This window comes from Natronorubrum thiooxidans (assembly GCF_900156475.1).
In the GTDB taxonomy this organism is placed as follows: Archaea; Halobacteriota; Halobacteria; order Halobacteriales; family Natrialbaceae; genus Natronorubrum; species Natronorubrum thiooxidans.
The window spans coordinates 49,834-65,923 of sequence record NZ_FTNR01000006.1 but is presented as its reverse complement, the minus strand read 5'-3'; the positions used below and the strand labels follow the sequence as shown (position 1 = coordinate 65,923).

At 61.2% G+C, this 16,090-nt stretch carries 18 protein-coding genes and 1 tRNA gene; 14 read left to right on the top strand and 5 right to left on the bottom strand.

The window, feature by feature from the left end; translation table 11 throughout:
- Window positions 1-68: 68 nt before the first annotated feature.
- From BW940_RS09750 to BW940_RS09735, 4 genes are read left to right on the top strand one after another with little or no spacing between them, the layout of a single operon-like run.
- Window positions 69-1,037, top strand: coding sequence for an ABC transporter permease (locus BW940_RS09750; RefSeq protein ID WP_076609017.1), 969 nt, complete (start codon window positions 69-71; stop codon window positions 1,035-1,037).
- Window positions 1,037-2,218 (top strand): ABC transporter permease, encoded by a 1,182-nt coding sequence (locus BW940_RS09745; RefSeq protein ID WP_076609016.1) that lies wholly within the window; start codon window positions 1,037-1,039, stop codon window positions 2,216-2,218. The genes BW940_RS09750 and BW940_RS09745 overlap by 1 nt, the downstream gene beginning before the upstream one ends.
- Window positions 2,215-3,267, top strand: a complete 1,053-nt coding sequence (locus tag BW940_RS09740) for an ABC transporter ATP-binding protein (protein WP_076609015.1) — start codon at window positions 2,215-2,217, stop codon at window positions 3,265-3,267. Before BW940_RS09745 ends, BW940_RS09740 begins: the two co-directional genes overlap by 4 nt.
- Window positions 3,260-4,552, top strand: coding sequence for an ABC transporter ATP-binding protein (locus tag BW940_RS09735; protein WP_143823881.1), 1,293 nt, complete (start codon window positions 3,260-3,262; stop codon window positions 4,550-4,552). The genes BW940_RS09740 and BW940_RS09735 overlap by 8 nt, the downstream gene beginning before the upstream one ends.
- 357 nt (window positions 4,553-4,909) lie before the next feature.
- On the opposite strand, the gene BW940_RS09730 is transcribed toward BW940_RS09735, so the two are convergent.
- The 3 genes from BW940_RS09730 to BW940_RS09720 all read right to left on the bottom strand — a co-directional run bounded on the left by BW940_RS09730 (window position 4,910) and on the right by BW940_RS09720 (window position 5,981).
- Window positions 4,910-4,984: transfer RNA gene (locus tag BW940_RS09730), tRNA-Met, on the bottom strand.
- Between the two features lie 199 nt (window positions 4,985-5,183).
- The gene (locus tag BW940_RS09725) at window positions 5,184-5,615 is read right to left on the bottom strand and encodes a universal stress protein (RefSeq protein ID WP_076609013.1); all 432 of its coding nucleotides are present in this window, start codon (window positions 5,613-5,615) and stop codon (window positions 5,184-5,186) included.
- A 99-nt stretch (window positions 5,616-5,714) separates the two neighbouring features.
- A complete protein-coding gene (locus BW940_RS09720) occupies window positions 5,715-5,981 on the bottom strand; it encodes an HAH_0734 family protein (RefSeq protein ID WP_076609012.1) in 267 nt (88 codons plus the stop codon).
- Between the two features lie 156 nt (window positions 5,982-6,137).
- On the opposite strand from BW940_RS09720, the gene BW940_RS09715 reads away from it, so the two are divergent.
- From BW940_RS09715 to BW940_RS09680, 7 genes are all read left to right on the top strand, one after another.
- Window positions 6,138-6,419 (top strand): 50S ribosomal protein L44e, encoded by a 282-nt coding sequence (locus BW940_RS09715; RefSeq protein ID WP_076609011.1) that lies wholly within the window; start codon window positions 6,138-6,140, stop codon window positions 6,417-6,419.
- A gap of 5 nt (window positions 6,420-6,424) precedes the next feature.
- Window positions 6,425-6,598: a 30S ribosomal protein S27e gene (locus BW940_RS09710; protein WP_076609010.1), complete on the top strand. Its 174-nt coding sequence runs from the start codon at window positions 6,425-6,427 to the stop codon at window positions 6,596-6,598.
- Window positions 6,595-7,395, top strand: a complete 801-nt coding sequence (locus BW940_RS09705) for a translation initiation factor IF-2 subunit alpha (protein WP_076609009.1) — start codon at window positions 6,595-6,597, stop codon at window positions 7,393-7,395. The genes BW940_RS09710 and BW940_RS09705 overlap by 4 nt, the downstream gene beginning before the upstream one ends.
- 3 nt (window positions 7,396-7,398) lie before the next feature.
- Window positions 7,399-7,578 carry an RNA-protein complex protein Nop10 gene (locus tag BW940_RS09700; protein ID WP_076609008.1) on the top strand — a complete coding sequence of 60 codons (180 nt, stop codon included), beginning with the start codon at window positions 7,399-7,401 and terminating at the stop codon, window positions 7,576-7,578.
- Window positions 7,579-7,584: 6 nt separating this feature from the next.
- Window positions 7,585-8,352: a proteasome assembly chaperone family protein gene (locus BW940_RS09695; RefSeq protein ID WP_076609007.1), complete on the top strand. Its 768-nt coding sequence runs from the start codon at window positions 7,585-7,587 to the stop codon at window positions 8,350-8,352.
- A gap of 521 nt (window positions 8,353-8,873) precedes the next feature.
- Window positions 8,874-10,418, top strand: coding sequence for a thermosome subunit alpha (thsA, locus tag BW940_RS09685; protein ID WP_076609189.1), 1,545 nt, complete (start codon window positions 8,874-8,876; stop codon window positions 10,416-10,418).
- Between the two features lie 98 nt (window positions 10,419-10,516).
- Complete coding sequence (locus BW940_RS09680) at window positions 10,517-10,885, top strand: HalOD1 output domain-containing protein (protein ID WP_076609005.1); 369 nt, start codon at window positions 10,517-10,519, stop codon at window positions 10,883-10,885.
- On the opposite strand, the gene BW940_RS09675 is transcribed toward BW940_RS09680, so the two are convergent.
- Together BW940_RS09675 and BW940_RS09670 are read right to left on the bottom strand one after the other, a co-directional pair.
- Entirely contained in the window at window positions 10,886-11,737 is an 852-nt protein-coding gene (locus tag BW940_RS09675; RefSeq protein WP_076609004.1) for an SAM hydrolase/SAM-dependent halogenase family protein, read from the bottom strand.
- 68 nt (window positions 11,738-11,805) lie between these two features.
- Window positions 11,806-12,324, bottom strand: coding sequence for a nicotinamide-nucleotide adenylyltransferase (locus BW940_RS09670; protein WP_076609003.1), 519 nt, complete (start codon window positions 12,322-12,324; stop codon window positions 11,806-11,808).
- Window positions 12,325-12,586: 262 nt separating this feature from the next.
- On the opposite strand from BW940_RS09670, the gene lonB reads away from it, so the two are divergent.
- Genes lonB through BW940_RS09655 form a run of 3 tightly spaced genes read left to right on the top strand, consistent with a single transcriptional unit; the run spans window position 12,587 to window position 16,088 of the window.
- On the top strand, window positions 12,587-14,779 hold the full coding sequence (lonB, locus tag BW940_RS09665) for an ATP-dependent protease LonB (protein ID WP_076609002.1): 2,193 nt from the start codon (window positions 12,587-12,589) through the stop codon (window positions 14,777-14,779).
- A 6-nt stretch (window positions 14,780-14,785) separates the two neighbouring features.
- Complete coding sequence (locus tag BW940_RS09660; protein ID WP_076609001.1) at window positions 14,786-15,712, top strand: CPBP family glutamic-type intramembrane protease; 927 nt, start codon at window positions 14,786-14,788, stop codon at window positions 15,710-15,712.
- Window positions 15,713-15,737: 25 nt separating this feature from the next.
- The gene (locus tag BW940_RS09655) at window positions 15,738-16,088 is read left to right on the top strand and encodes a hypothetical protein (RefSeq protein WP_076609000.1); all 351 of its coding nucleotides are present in this window, start codon (window positions 15,738-15,740) and stop codon (window positions 16,086-16,088) included.
- The last annotated feature ends 2 nt before the right edge of the window (window positions 16,089-16,090 follow it).

The following is a 16,090-nucleotide window of genomic DNA, read 5'->3' as shown; positions in this document are numbered from 1 at the left end:
CAGGTAACAACTACGCACCTAGTGAGCGGGGAGCCCGTACTGGCGTTGACAGGTGAGTTGCCGTGAGCATGGCGGTCTATATCCTTCGTCGGATAACGTGGGCGATCGTCGCGTCACTGATCGTCCTGTCGCTAACGTTTCTCTTGCTGTATTTCACACCAGATACGCAACTAACAGAGCTACAGTTTCAGGCCGCGCAGGCCGGGAACGACCCCGAACGAGTCGGGGAGGCGTACGAACGCTATCACGGACTCGATCAGCCGATTCACGTGCAGTATCTCGAGTTCATGACAAACATGGTCTCGCTGAACTGGGGCTGGTCCGAAACCCGATCACAGCCGGTGACAACGGCGCTCGTGGAGGCGATTCCGTACTCGATGATGTACGCCGTCCCGTCGATCCTCCTCTCGACGATCCTCGGGATCGGTATCGGTCTCTACTCGGCGACTCACCAGTACACTCGAGGCGACTACGCGGCGACGGCGTTTGCCTTCTTTGGGCTGAGTATCCCTGATTTCTGGTTCGCAATCGTCCTTCTCGTCGTCTTCGGTGGCATGCTTGGCTGGGTACCGATCCTCTTTGATACGAGCGTCGCGACGGTTTCGTACGCGAACGTCACACAGTTGCTCCTGCCGGTGACAGTCCTGACGCTTACCTCCGTGGCGAGTCTGATGCGCTACTCGCGTGCAGAGGCACTCGAGTACGTCGAAGCGGCGTTTGTCAAGACGGCGAAGGCAAAGGGTGTCAGCGATCGCCGGATCCTGTATCGACACATCTTCCGCCCGGCGTCAGTCCCACTCGCGACGATTCTCGTTGGTGATCTGGTCGGAATCATCTTCGTCGCATCGTACCTGATCGAGGTCGTCTTCGGCATTCCAGGGCTTGGAACGCTCAGTTATCGGGCGATCGTCAACCAGGATACGGCATTGGTCGTTGGAACAGTTCTCGTTCCAACGTTTCTGACGATCATCGGCAATCTGGTCCAGGATATCGCATATACGGTCCTCGATCCGCGTATCGACTACGGTGATCGCTGATGTCGAGCGACTCAGACAGCCGTCGGAACACGTTCGAAGACGTCGACTGGGACGAAATCGACGACACTGCTCGACCGATCTCGCACAGAGCACTCGCCATTGCGAGCGCGTACGCGATTTTCGTCGGTGGCGTCGCCTACGACGTCCTGCTCGCACCCGAAGGAGACACGATTGCGTCACTCGGACTTTCCTTGCAGGCACTGGACTGGCTCTACATCCTGACGCTGCTGACGCTCGTCGTGTTCGGTCTCGTTCCGCTGTCCGAACATCGGCGGATGACGGCCCACTACTGGAACCAGTTCAAAAAGAACACGGCTGCAGTCGTGAGTCTCGGCTACCTGCTCGTCGTTTTCGCCATCGGATCGATCGGCCCCCGGGTTCTCGAGAAACCGCGAGTCGACGCACGCAACGCCTACCAGCCACCCGTATTCACGTCGGTCGAATCGTGGCTGCCGGTCGACTGCGTTGGACCCGTGGTAAACGACCGCTGTCACGGAACGTGGGCGCATCCGCTCGGGACCACTCACGAGGGCAAAGATATCCTTGTTTCCGTTATTTACGGCATGGAAGTGAGTATGCAGGTCGGGCTCATCGCCGCGTTCATCACGGTGACCATCGCGACGGTCGTTGGCATCAGCGCAGCCTACTTCGGCGGCTGGGTCGATACGGTGTTGATGCGGTACGTGGACCTCCAGATCACGTTTCCGACGTTTTTTCTCTATCTCGTGGTCGTCTATCTGTACGGTGGCAGCCTCTTCAGTATGATCGTGATCTTCGGACTGCTCGGCTGGGGAAGTATCGCCCGCATCGTTCGCAGCGAAGCGCTTCAGCGACGCGAAGAAACGTACGTTCTGGCGGCCAAAAACGCCGGCGCGAGTAGCAGCTGGACGATTCGTCGTCACCTCCTTCCGAACGTCTCGAACAGCGTCATCACGGCGGCCACACTGTTGATTCCGAGCCTGATACTCTTCGAGGCGAGTCTGGCGTTTCTCGGCCTCGGTGATCCCACGGTCCCTTCGTGGGGTGGGCTCATCGCATCCGGACGCAACGACCTCCAGTACGCGTGGTGGATCTCGACGATCCCGGGCGTGTTCCTCTTCGGAACGATTCTCGCCTTCAACTTTATTGGTGATGCGCTTCGAGACGCGTTCGACCCACGATCGGGAGGTGGCACTACATGACTCAAGACGATCCACTCCTCACCGTCGAGAACTTGCACACGTCGTTTCACACCGACGATGGAACCGTCAACGCAGTCGACGGCGTCGACTTCACGGTTCGACGCGGTGAGACGGTCTGTCTCGTCGGCGAAAGTGGCAGCGGCAAGACAGTCGCGTGTGAGTCGATTACCCAACTCTTCAAGCGCCCACCAGGGGAGATCACCGCTGGCTCCATCGTCTTCGACGGAATCGAGTTAACCAACTGCTCCGAGCGCGAACTCACCGATATCCGTGGTGCCAGAATCAGCCACGTCTTCCAGAACCCACAAAACGCACTCAACCCAGTGTATACGATTGGCTGGCAACTCCTCGAGGCAATTGAACTCCACCAGGACGTCTCCCGGGCGGCCGCTCGAGCCGAAGCGGTCGAACTGCTCGACCGCGTCGGCATCTCCGAGGCGAGTGATCGACTCGAGGCGTACCCTCACGAGTTGAGCGGTGGCATGAAACAGCGGGTGATGATCGCGATGGCACTGGCCTGCCAGCCCGATCTGCTGATCGCAGACGAACCGACGACAGCCCTCGATGTCACGATTCAGGCCCAGATTCTCCGCCTGTTAAAAGATCTACAAGCGGAGTACGGTATCGGGATTCTCTTCGTGACACACGATCTTGGTGTCGTCGCGGAAATCGCCGATCGCGTCGTCGTGCTGTACGCCGGCAAGGTCATGGAGCGTGGCACCGTCTACGACGTTTTCGAGACGCCGTGTCATCCATACACGCGAGCGTTACTCGACTGTCTCCCCGGTCGCGGCTCGCTTGGCGGGATTCCCGGCTCGCTTCCGGATCCAATGGCCCCGCCGGCGGGCTGTCGGTTTCACGACCGCTGTCCCGACGCAGTCCCCGACTGTTCGACCGGCGACCAACCGGCGTTCGAATCGGTCGTCGGCGAGGACCACGAGGTGTCGTGTCTCCACTACCGAACGGCAGCCGAGCCAACAGTGCTCGAGTCCGGTGTCGAACCACGACGGCCGAGCGAGCGGACAGATGGCGGTGACACACATGACTGAACCGCATACCGGGGACGACGAACCGCTTTTGTCGGTCCGAAACCTGACGAAACACTACCCCATCACGGACGGACTCCTGGCCACGGATGTCGGCCGCGTCCGTGCCGTCGACGGCATCGATCTCGACGTCTATCCCGGCGAGACGGTTGGCATCGTCGGCGAGAGTGGGTGTGGAAAGTCGACTGCGGCCCGGTCACTGCTCAGACTCGAGGAGCCGACCGCGGGAACGGTGGTATTCGATGGGGAAGACATTACCGCGTTCGACACGTCGGCGCTCAAACGGTTCAGGCGTCGCGCACAGCTGCTCTTTCAGGACTCCGACTCGAGTTTCGATCCGCGAATGAACGTCGGTGACGCGATCGCCGAACCGCTGACCGTCCAGGGAATGCGAGAGCGGACACGTCGGCGTGAGATCGTCACGGATCTCCTCGACCGCGTCGGACTGTCGGCTGCTGATGCCGATCGGTATCCGCACGAACTCAGCGGTGGGCAGCAACAACGCGTCGCACTCGCCCGCGCACTGTCGGTGAACCCGGAGTTGCTTATCGCCGACGAACCGACCGCTGCACTCGACGTCTCGGTGCAATCCGAGATCCTGGCGCTACTGGACGACTTGCACGCGACGGTCGGATTGAGCATTCTGCTTATCAGTCACGATCTGGGCGTTATCCGGCAGCTCTGTGACCGTGTTGCCGTCATGTATATAGGCGAGATCGTCGAACGGGGTTCGGTCGAGGACGTATTCACAAACCCCCAACATCCCTACACTCGAGCATTGGTCGCGTCGATTCCGACGACTGATCCGCGAGAACGCGGCACGGCTGTCGAGCTCACGGGCGATGTTCCGAGTCCGTCGAACCCGCCGAGTGGCTGTCGATTCCACACCCGTTGTCCCGAGCTCATCCAACCGGATGGCTACGATTTCGACCAACGCACCTGGCGACGGATCATGGACCTGCGCCAGCACCTCGCGGACGGAACCGTCGACATCGAGACGATCTGTCATCAATCCGTGATGGATCACGATGACGATACCGGTCCCGACCAGCGGTCGGAGACAGAACCGACGGCGAAACTTCGCGAGGAGTTCGCCCTCCCCGAACAACTCGAGGACGCACGGGCTGATTCGATCCTCGAGTCGGCACTTGACTGTCTCGTCGCTGGCGATCCGGGTCGCGCTGCCGACCTCCTTGCAACCGAGTTCGCCACGCCGTGTGAGCAGCACGCACCGACGCTCGAAGCGACTGATGCGGGTCAGGACGCGTCCTGTCTCCGCCACGACTGAGACGGGCTGCTGTACCGATGTCTCGCACTCGGGTGGGTGTCGTCCGGTCTAAACTCCCACTGTGCGATATCCAGTGCTCACAGCGTTGTGAGCGTCAAAATATAGCGGAAGGCAGATTTGAACTCCGCCAACTTCGGTCGCGTCGCTCCCTCGTTGTCTACTTCAAATCTACTCTAAACACTTTTCAGCGATTCAGCACTCACTCGCCGCTGTGCTCCTCGTTCGTGAGTGAATCCCTGAAAAGTAGCGGGAGGTAGATTTGAACCACGGCGTCACCCTCACTACGTTCGGGTGCCGTCTGGTTCAAACTCCCACCGTGCTATATCCGGCGCTCACGGATTTGTTCGCGCCAAAATATAGCGGGAGGTAGATTTGAACTACCGATCTGCGGGTTATGAGCCCGCCGGAATCTCCTGGCTATCCCATCCCGCTACCATATCGTAACGCGGTGTGCTAATTAAGGGTTGTGATTCGGGTACCGTATGCGGGTTTCTACCGTTCGTCTCGATAGACGTGTAACGTGTCCCGGCACTCACAAATACGGTCGACGAAGAACTTGATCACCCCCAAGAGCCGAGTGCAGTCGAATCAATCAGTGCAGCCGTCCTGATCTCGAGGACACGCAGAACTGCTAGTGGCTAATGGGGTAGACCAGTACCGGATGGGACGTATCGGTGACGATGCGATTCGAGACGCTTCCGAGTTGCTCGTTGTTGTAGTGGTCGGCTCCCCGCTGTCCGAGCACAATGAGATCGATATCGGCATCGGTGGCGTACTCGAGGATCTGTTCCGACGGATCACCGAATCGGGTTTCGGAGACGGTTTCGAGCCCCGCATTGGTTGCTGCGTCGGCGACTGCAGCAACCCAGTGATTGCTTTTCGTCTCGAGCGTCTCGTGGACGGACTCCTCGAGGTCGCCGTCGAGATCGGAGAGCACTCGTTCGTCGACGACTGCGAGAGAGTGGACTGTCGCGTCCGACTGCGTGGCAATCCCGACCGCGTAGTCGATCACGTCGTCGATTCGTTCCCCACCATCAGTCGGCACGAGAATATCATTGTGCATCAGTAGCTGTGTCGTTCTCGATTGATATAAAAGACAGTTGTTTCCTTGACAGGGAAACGGGAGCACGACGACTCCGACAGCATCGTCTCGAGAGCCGGCTTAGAGCGCTAGATCGCCTTTCGGCCGCACGACGTCGACAGCCGCGGCGTCGACGCGATCGACATCGAGAAAGTGGGGGACGTAGTTTCGCCGCTCGTAATCGTCGTACTCGTCTTCGGTGCCGACGGTACACCACAGCTGGACCTCCTCGGGGCCGTGCCATTCACCGTTTCGGTTGATCCCGAAACAGACCAGTTCCTCGCCGTCGTAGTCGATGATGGCCCCTTTTCTGATCCCGGGATCGCCGTAGATGATGACCTGCTTCATGGGCACTGGTTCACACGAGGAACGATTAAACGCTTCGAAGAACCGGGCACTGCCGAGGAACGGGTCGGGCCAGCCACGACACTCACAACCGCGGCCGACGACGAACCAAACGGGTTTTAAACGGCGCTGTCTTAGCCCACGCCAAGTGAGATAACCATGGAGATGCCACGCCGATTCAATACGTACTGCCCGCACTGTAACGAACACCACGAACACGAAGCCGAGAAAGCCCGCTCGGGCCGTTCCTCGGGCATGAAATGGGACGCTCGCCGTACGCGGCGCAACAGTTCGTCCATCGGTAACTCCGGTCGCTTCTCGAAGGTGCCCGGTGGCGAGAAGCCGACCAAGAAGACCAACCTCAAGTACCGATGCAGCGAGTGTGGGAAAGCCCACCTCCGCGAGGGATGGCGCGCCGGCCGACTCAAGTTCCAGGAGTGATTACAATGGCAGGAAATTTCTACAGCGTTCGATGCAGTGATTGTGAGAACGAACAGACCGTCTTCGGCAAAGCCTCCACGGAGGTCGCCTGTGCTGTCTGTGGCACGACGCTTGCGCGACCGACCGGCGGCAAAGCCGAGATCGACCACGAGGTCCTCGAAACAGTCGAGTCACGATGAAATACAGCGGCTGGCCAGATCCCGGCGAACTCGTCGTCGGCAAGATCGACGAAATCGAGGACTTCGGTGTCTTCGTCGATCTCGAGGAGTACCAGGACAAACGCGGTCTGATCCACATCTCCGAGGTCGCGAGTGGCTGGATCAAGAACGTCCGCGATCACGTCCGCGAGGGACAGATCGTCGTCTGCAAGGTCCTCGATGTCGACGAGTCCCACGAGCAGATCGATCTCTCGCTGAAAGACGTCAACGACCACCAGCGCTCCGATAAGATTCAGGAGTGGAAAAACGAGCAGAAGGCCGACAACTGGATGGCACTCGCACTCGGCGAGGACGTCGATGACGAGATCTATACCGCGATCGCCAACGAACTGATCGGTGCCCACGGGAGCCTCTATAAGGGGTTCAAGCAGGCGGCGATCCACGGCGAAGAAGCCCTCGAGGGCACGGATCTCTCGGACGACGAAATCGAATCGCTCGTTGAGACCGCCCGCGAGAACGTCTCGGTGCCGTACGTCAACGTCACTGGCTACGTCGACTTAGAGAACGCATCGCCAAGCGGCGTCGACGGCATTCGAGAGGCGCTGTCGGCTGCCGAAGGCAACGGTGAGGTGCCAGACGAGGTCAACCTCGAGGTCAGCTACGTCGGAGCCCCCGAGTACCGCATCAAAGTGAAAGCGCCCAACTACAAAACCGCCGAATCCCAACTCGAGGACAGCGCCCGCCGCGCGGTCGCTGCCATCGAGAGCCACGGCGGCGAGGGCGAGTACCACCGCGAGCGACAAACGGACGACGAATAACGTATGAAGTCAGACATCCGGGTGTGTTCGGCGTGGCGCGAGGTCCACGACTGCCCGGTGTATACCCTTTCTGAGACGTGTCCGGAGTGTGGCGAGCCGGCGGAAAACAGCGCGCCGGCCCCGTTCAATCCGACCGACCCACACGGCGAGTACCGACGCGCTCTTAAACGTCGCAATCGCTGATATGGTATGGACGAACTCGAGATCGACGCAGTCGCCGAGGTCGACGTAGACGACCCCGTACTCGTCGAGGGGCTGCCAGGTGTCGGACATGTTGGAAGTCTCGCTGTCGAGCACGTGCTCGAGGAACTCGAGGCCGAGAGTACGCTCGTGCGACGAGTCTACTCCACGGAGTTCCCCCCGCAGGTAAGTATCGAGGACGGCGTCTCGTCGCTCACGTGTGCGGAGTTGTACGCCGTCACCGTTCCCGATGGCCGGGATCTCCTCTTGTTGACCGGCGACCATCAGGCCCAGACCAACGAGGGCCACTACGTGCTCACCGATGCGTTCCTCGATATCGCCGAAGAGTTTGGTGCAACCGAGGTGTACGCACTCGGTGGTGTTCCGACCGGCGAACTCATCGACGAGTACGACGTCATCGGCGCTGTCAGCGACGACTCGCTGCTCGAGGGGCTCGAAGACGTCGGCGTCGAGTTCCGCGACGACGAGCCTGCGGGCGGCATCGTTGGCGTCTCCGGCCTAATGCTCGGTCTGGGCGAACGCCGCGGCTTCGAGGCTGCCTGTCTGATGGGCGAGACCAGCGGCTATCTGGTCGATCCGAAAAGCGCTCGCGCGGTGCTCGAGGTGCTCGAGGAGATACTCAGATTCGAACTCGACTACGAGTCACTCGACGAGCGCGCCGACGAGATGGAAGAGGTCATGGGCAAGATCCAGGAGATGGAACAACAACAGCAGATGGACGTGCCGACGGACGACGACCTGCGGTATATCGGCTAAGCCGTTCTCGCCGATTTCGGTTCGGACGGTTGCGACTGTGTGATCGGAAGAGCCAGCAGCCAGCTTGTGGTACAGTCGCTGCTCGAGACGAACGGTTCTCGACTGTCGAATGCGATCAAACAGGTGACCGAATAGGGCCGGTGACGAATATCCGAACAGTTCTCACGAACGGGAACTGTCGAGAAGTTCGTTAGCACTGTCCGACACAGAACGCGAGACGCAGTTCGAACAACGAACGGAGCCATCAACTCGAGCGAATAATCGTTCCCCACAGTCAGGACACCGCCCGTCAGGATACCGAACCATACAGTAACGAGACAAGAATACTGATATATACTTTGTGACTCAGCGCTGAGCGGTCTGACGGGGGAGCGCTGACGCGATACCGACGGATCACCCTCGAGGGGGCGCAATCGCCAGACGGGGCGAGGGTGGGAGCAAAAGATTTATATAGAAGTGCTGACGACATAGTTAGTGAGGATTCAACTATGGCACAACAGCGACGCATGGGCGGACAGCCTATGTTCATTATGAGCGAGGATAGTCAGCGAACGCAGGGTCGCGACGCCCAGTCGTCGAACATTATGGCCGGCAAGGCCGTTGCCGAAGCGGTACGGACGACACTCGGGCCGCGCGGGATGGACAAGATGCTCGTCGACTCCGGTGGCGAGGTCGTCATCACCAACGACGGGGCAACCATTCTCAACGAGATGGATATCGAACACCCCGCAGCCCAGATGATCGTCGAAGTCGCCGACTCCCAAGAAGAAGAGGTCGGAGACGGGACGACGACGGCAGCCGTCATCGCCGGCAACCTCCTCGGTGAGGCCGAAGACCTCATCGAACAGGACGTCCATGCAACGACGATCGTCGAGGGCTATCACGAGGCGTCCGAGATCGCCCTCGAGGCGATCACCGAGCAGGTCAACGAGGCCGACGTCGACGACGAAATCCTGAAACAGGTCGGCAAGTCGAGCATGACCGGGAAAGGGACCGGCGGCCTCACCGCCGAATCGCTGGCCGAGACGGTCGTCGAGGCGATCCGCCACGTCGAAACCGACGCTGGTGTCGCACGCGACAACGTCACCGTCCACACCCAGATTGGCGCGTCCTCGAACGCGACGGAGCTCGTCCCCGGAATCGTCCTCGACGAGGAGCCGTCCCACGACAGCATGCCTCAGGCGGTCGAAGACGCCTCGATCGCCGTGCTCGACGTCGAGCTCGGCGTCCGCACGGGCGATATCGACGCGGAGTACGCCATCGACTCGATCGACCAGCTCAATACGGCCATCGACGCCGAGGAGAGCGAAGTTCGCGGCTACGCCGAAGAAGTCGCCGAGAGCGGTGCCGATGTCGTCTTCACCACCGAAGACGTCGACGACCGCGTCTCCTCGTATCTCGCCGGCGAGGGCATCCTCGTCTTCGAGAATATCGGCAACAGCGACGCCCGAGATATCGTCTCCGCGACGGGCGCACGTCGCGTCGGTGCCCTCGAGGACCTCGAGGAAGCCGACTTCGGTGCGGCCGACCGCATCCGAGCCGAGAACTTCGGCGACGACGATCTCGCGTTCATCGAGGGCGGCGCAGCCGCCGAGACCGTCACTGTCTTCGTTCGCGGTGGCACCGAACACGTCGTCGACGAACTCGAGCGCGCCATCGGTGACGCACTCGACGTCGTCGCGACGGCACTCGCCTCCGGCGAGGTCGTCCCCGGCGCTGGGGCAACCGAGATCGCGATCGCGGACAAGATCCGCGAGGAAGCCGCCGGTATCGAAGGCCGCAAACAGCTCGCTGTGACGGCCTTCGCCGACGCGATCGACATCGTCCCCCGAACGCTCGCCGCTAACACCGGCCAGGACCCAATCGACGCACTCGTGGACCTTCGTGCCGCCCACGAATCCGAGGGTCGAGCCGGCCTGATCACCACCGGCGAGGACGTCACTATCGCTGATCCCTTCGAACACGGCGTCGTCGACCCTGCCGACGTCAAACGCGAAGCCATCGAAAGCGCGACCGAGGCCGCGACGATGATCGTCCGCATCGACGACGTCATCGCCGCCGAATAACGCCGATATCGTTCGTTTTTTTTTTGATTAGTTAGCGACGGAGACAGTCACCGGGCCAATATTGTTAAGTGTTAACGCATGGTATTCGATCCCGTATCATGTCCAAAACAACTCGAGATCGATTTCCACCGGTCGCCGACACTGCTGTGTGGCCACTCACTTACGACGAGCGCCACGGGACATATCATACGCGGTGTGCTACCACCGACTACGAACCGGTGAGCACGGCGATACTCATGGCCGTTGCCTCGGTGCTCGGCACCGAACCCGACGATCTCGAGTCGCTGTCGGCGTGTGTCGATCCCGACGCGTTGAACACGCTGGTCGTCAACTGGTATGAGGCCGACTCGCGGGCCGGCGACGGCTCGATTACGTTTCCGTTTGCTGACTGTACCGTGACCGTGTACGCCGACGGCGAAATCGTGATCGAGCCGGATCGCAGCGGCGACGGGCGGACCACCCCGTAGTCACGCCTCGTGTACCGCCTCGAGAACGACCCGATCCCCTGCCTCGAGGCCGAACGCCGACGCACCACGGCCCTGATTGACGTCGAGTTCGACGTAGCCGTGGCTCCCGACGGTCGCGAGTCGCTCCCCAGCCGCGACGGCGGCGAACGTCTCGCCGACGGGAACGGTGTCGTCGTTCGCGGCGATCCGGTTGTGGCCCGCGAGGAAGCCACCGGGGACGTTCGTGATGACGTTCCCGAAGTCGTCGACGACCAACACCTCACCGCTGGCACGGTCGTCCGCGAGCGCTGCTTCGGGCAGTTCGAGGTCGACGGGCGACGCCTCGAGCGGTGAGAGCCACTCGAGGGCGGCGAGCCCATCGAGTTCGGTCTCGTGGACGCCCGCCGCGGCGGGTGCGAAGACGTCCCGGCCGTGAAACGTGTTGCTCGCTGGCCCGCCGTGACTGTTCGATTGTGAGCCGGCCCGCCCACTCGAGGCGGGTGCGCCGTCCCCGGTGGGAGTCACTGACTCGAGGCGCGTCTCGTCGATCGTGTACGTCTCGAGTGTGCTGTCCCCGGCGAGCCGTCGTGCGGCGGGGATCAGGACGCCGTTGTCGGGACCGACGAGGGTGTGCTCGCCGGCACGAACCACCAGTGCGTGACGGTCGGTGCCGACGCCGGGATCGATCACGACGAGGTGGGTCGCTGGCGGGAAGTACGGCAACACCTCCTGGAGCCAGAACGCGGCCGCGCGAACGTCCTGCCGTGGGAAGTCGTGGGCGACGTCGATCAGCCTGGCAGTCGTCCGCTGACAGAGCACGCCTTTCATCGCCGCGGGGTACGGCGTGCCGAAGTCCGATGCGAGCGTAATCATGGGCACGGCTACAGCGCGGTCACTGAAAGTGAATGTGGCTTTCGATCGGAAGCGAGACGGGGTAGGTGTCAGTTGCCGTCCGAATCCGAGCCGCTGATCATTTGAATGCGTTCGATGCCGTCGATCTCGTCGACGACGTCGGCGACGGCTTCGGGAACCAGCGACTCCCAGTTGCCGTCGTTGATCATCCGTTCGCGGACCTCGGTGCCCTCTAACACCTCGCGGTTGAACATCGGCGACTGGCGGATCTCGATATTGGCTTCCCGAAACAGTTGGATAACGAGTGGATTGTTCGAGTACGCGACCTCGAAGTCCGGACTCATACTCTGGACGTGGCTCACCCAGACGGAGTTTCGTTCCAGGTCCTCGATCGGGACGGCATACGTCACGAGATCGTAATCTACGAGTGCCTTCGTGATCATCATGATCCGTTCACCCGCCGTAAACGGGTTTCGGACGGTGTGTGAGTCGTCGGCGCTCCCGATTCCGAGGACAAGTTCGTCGACGTCCTCGGCGATCTGCTCGACCATACTGAGGTGGCCGTTGTGGAACGGCTGAAAGCGACCAATGTAGAACCCCCGGGTCATGCCGTGAACTGTTCGTGCAGCGTGTATAAGGGTGGCGAGTTCGTACCCCCACCGCTCCGGTCGTCGTTGACTCGAGCGTGTGACTGTCCGCGTTTTTGTCACATATTTTGCCGACGAACGTATCGGATGAAACCGACGGTCCAGATCCCTAATCACTCGTTTCGAGCGCTGTGTGTCCCGCTTTCAGCCACTGTCACGATCCTCCGCATGGAGAAAGTATATCAGTGCCAATCCCTTCGAACCAGATACTGAACAGAGTTCTATGAGTAACGATACGAACGTTGACGACCCTCCCGAAGACGCCACTGATGCTGGGCCTGCAGAGGAGCAGGCACAGCCTCAGGACCAGGAGTCAGCGCGTCAGGGAGACCGGTCGCCGCTCGAGGAGGGCAGTGACCAAGGTGACGACGTCGGCAACGATGACGAGTTCGATGACCCGATCGACGGGTTCGAACCCGAGTCGACCGAGGCCGACGACGATATCGAGACCGTCGACGACCTCGGGAGTACGGTCGAAGTCGATCCAGGCGTCGAAATAGACGAGGAGATCGCTGACGACGATCTCCTTGGTGGTCTCAAGATCGACTCAACGGAGGATATCGAAGTCCCCGACCGACTCGTCGACCAGGTCATCGGCCAGGACGAGGCACGGGATATTATCATCAAAGCAGCCAAACAGCGTCGCCACGTCATGATGATCGGCTCGCCGGGGACCGGCAAGTCGATGCTGGCGAAGGCGATGAGTCAGCTGCTTCCACAAGAGGATCTGCAGGACGTCCTGGTCTATCACAACCCGGACGACGGCAACGCGCCGAAGGTCCGTACCGTCCCCGCGGGCAAGGGCGAACAGATCATCGATGCCCACAAAGAGGAGGCCCGCAAGCGCAACCAGATGCGCTCGATCCTGATGTGGGTCATCATCGCGATCATCATCGGCTACGCGATTCTCAGTCCCGCCAGCATTCTGCTTGGCATCCTCGCGGCGGGGATCGTCTGGCTGATCTTCCGCTACACCTCTCGTGGCACCGACGCGATGGTGCCGAACATGATCGTCAACAACGGCAACCAGCGCACTGCGCCGTTCGAGGACGCAACCGGTGCCCACGCCGGCGCGCTGCTGGGCGACGTTCGTCACGACCCGTTCCAGTCCGGTGGGATGGAGACGCCGAGCCACGACCGCGTCGAGCCCGGTTCGATCCACAAATCCAATAAAGGCGTGCTGTTCGTCGACGAGATCAACACGCTCGACGTCCGTACCCAGCAGAAGCTGATGACGGCGATTCAGGAAGGCGAGTTCGCCATTACAGGCCAGTCCGAGCGCTCCTCGGGTGCGATGGTCCAGACCGAACCCGTCCCCTGTGACTTCATCATGATCGCTGCAGGGAACTTGGACGCGATGGAGAACATGCACCCTGCACTCCGTAACCGTGTCAAAGGGTACGGATACGAGGTGTACATGGAAGACACCATCGAGGACACCCCCGAGATGCGGCGCAAGTACGCCCGGTTCGTCGCCCAGGAGGTCGAACGAGACGGTCGTCTGCCCCACTTCACCGACGACGCCGTTGAGGAACTCATCCTCGAGGCCAAGCGTCGCTCGGGCCGCAAGAATCACTTAACGCTGCACTTCCGTAGCCTCGGTGGACTGGTCCGCGTCGCGGGAGACATCGCCCGCTCCGAGGACCGCGAACGTACCACCCGCGAGGACGTGTTGCAGGCCAAACGCCGCTCCCGATCGATCGAGCAACAGCTCGCCGACGACTACATCGAGCGCCGCAAGGACTACGAACTGCAGGTCACCGAAGACGGCGTCGAAGGCCGCGTCAACGGCCTCGCCGTCATGGGTGAAGACTCTGGGATCATGCTGCCCGTGATGGCAGAGATCGCTCCTGCACAGGGGCCCGGCCAGGTCATCGCGACCGGCCAACTCAAAGAGATGGCCGAGGAGTCGGTCCAGAACGTCTCGGCGATCATCAAGAAGTTCTCCGACGTCAACCTCTCGGAGAAAGACATCCACATCCAGTTCGTCCAGGCCGGCGAAGGTGGCGTCGACGGCGACTCTGCCTCGATTACGGTGGCGACCGCCGTCATCTCCGCCTTAGAGAACATCCCGGTCGACCAGTCGATCGCCATGACTGGCTCGCTGTCGGTGCGTGGCGACGTGCTCCCGGTCGGTGGGGTCACCCACAAGATCGAAGCTGCCGCCAAGGCCGGCTGTGAGACGGTCATCATCCCGAAAGCCAACGAACAGGACGTGATGATTGAAGACGAGTACGAGGAGATGATCGAGATCATCCCGTGTTCGAACATCAGCGAAGTTCTCGAGGTCGCCCTTATCGGCCAGCCCGAAAAGGACTCGCTGCTCGACCGGCTCAAGTCGATCACCGGCACGGCGTTCGAGCAGGGACAGAGCACCGTCGGCTCCGCAAGCGGGTCGAACCCGAGCCCGCAGTAACGATCGATGACTGAGTGGACGACGTTCGCCGGGATTACGGGCGTCGTCCTCGTGTTGTTGCTGGGTCTGTCGCAGCTGACACAGTCCGCGTTTTCCGATTCGTCCGACGATGGTGACAGCCGTATTCCAGCGACCGAGCCATCACCGGAACCGCCGTCAAGTCACGCGCCAGCGGCCGCTCCCGAACCAGTGACCGACGCCGTCGACTCGAGTGACGAAATCGGTCCCGAGAGCAACGCCGACGAGACCGTCTCGAGTGCGGCGACAGGTCCCGAGCCAGGCGTCAGCGACACCCAGCGCCAGCCGGCTAACGCCGATCCTCGATCGCTGTCAACCGGGGAACTCCTAGCAAACGTCGCGCTCTCGCAGGGGCTGTTCGCGCTGGTCTTGCTCGGGGCCGTGATCTACACCGCCGTTCCCGCCGACGCGCTGGGAATCGACTTCTCCGTCGCCTACCTCGAGCGGGGACTGGTGCTGGGGACGGCCTTCGGGATCGTCCTCTACGTCGCAAACGAGATCGGTGCGGCGGCGGCGACTCGATTCGGCTTCGATCACGACGAACAGCTTCGGGAACTGCTGGCACCCGACTCGAAACGGGGCTGGCTGGCCCTGCTGGTCGTCGTGCTTCCCGTTATCGCGGTCTTCGAGGAACTGCTCTTTCGGGCGGCGCTGATTGGTGTGCTCTCGACCGGCTTTGGGGTTTCGCCGTGGCTGCTTGCCGTCGGCTCTTCGATTGCCTTCGCGCTCGGACACGGGATGCAGGGATCGGTGGGTATCGTCGTCACGGGTGCGCTCGGGTTCGTCCTCGCAGGGATCTTCATCCTCACCGGGAGCTTCCTCGTGGTCGTCGTTGCCCATTACCTGATCAACGCCCTCGAGTTCGTCGTCCACGAAGGTGTGGGTCTCGAGTGGGCACAAACCCTCGAAAGCTAAGCGGGCGGAGCCGTTCAGTACGGGTATGAACGCCCTCGACGACGCCCCGGAGTCGATTTCCCGGCTGATCTTCCTGGGGATCGTCTTCTATTTCGTGTTGCTCGCGTACGCACAGCTCACAGCCGAGCCACTGGCGATGTTTGCAGCCGAGTTCATCTTCGGCGTGATCGCGGTCAGTGTGGGGACAGTCCTGTATCTGGCAGGTCGGGACCGCGGACTCTCGGCGGTTCTGGGCGCGGCAGTCTGTCTCGTCGCGGGGGGCACACTCCAGTTCGGGTTTCTGTTCACCCGCGCGCCGGCGCTCGATCAAGCGTCGTCGGTCGTCGTCTTCGTCGGCATCGGGCTGTACATCTACACCGTCTGGGACACCGAGTAAGA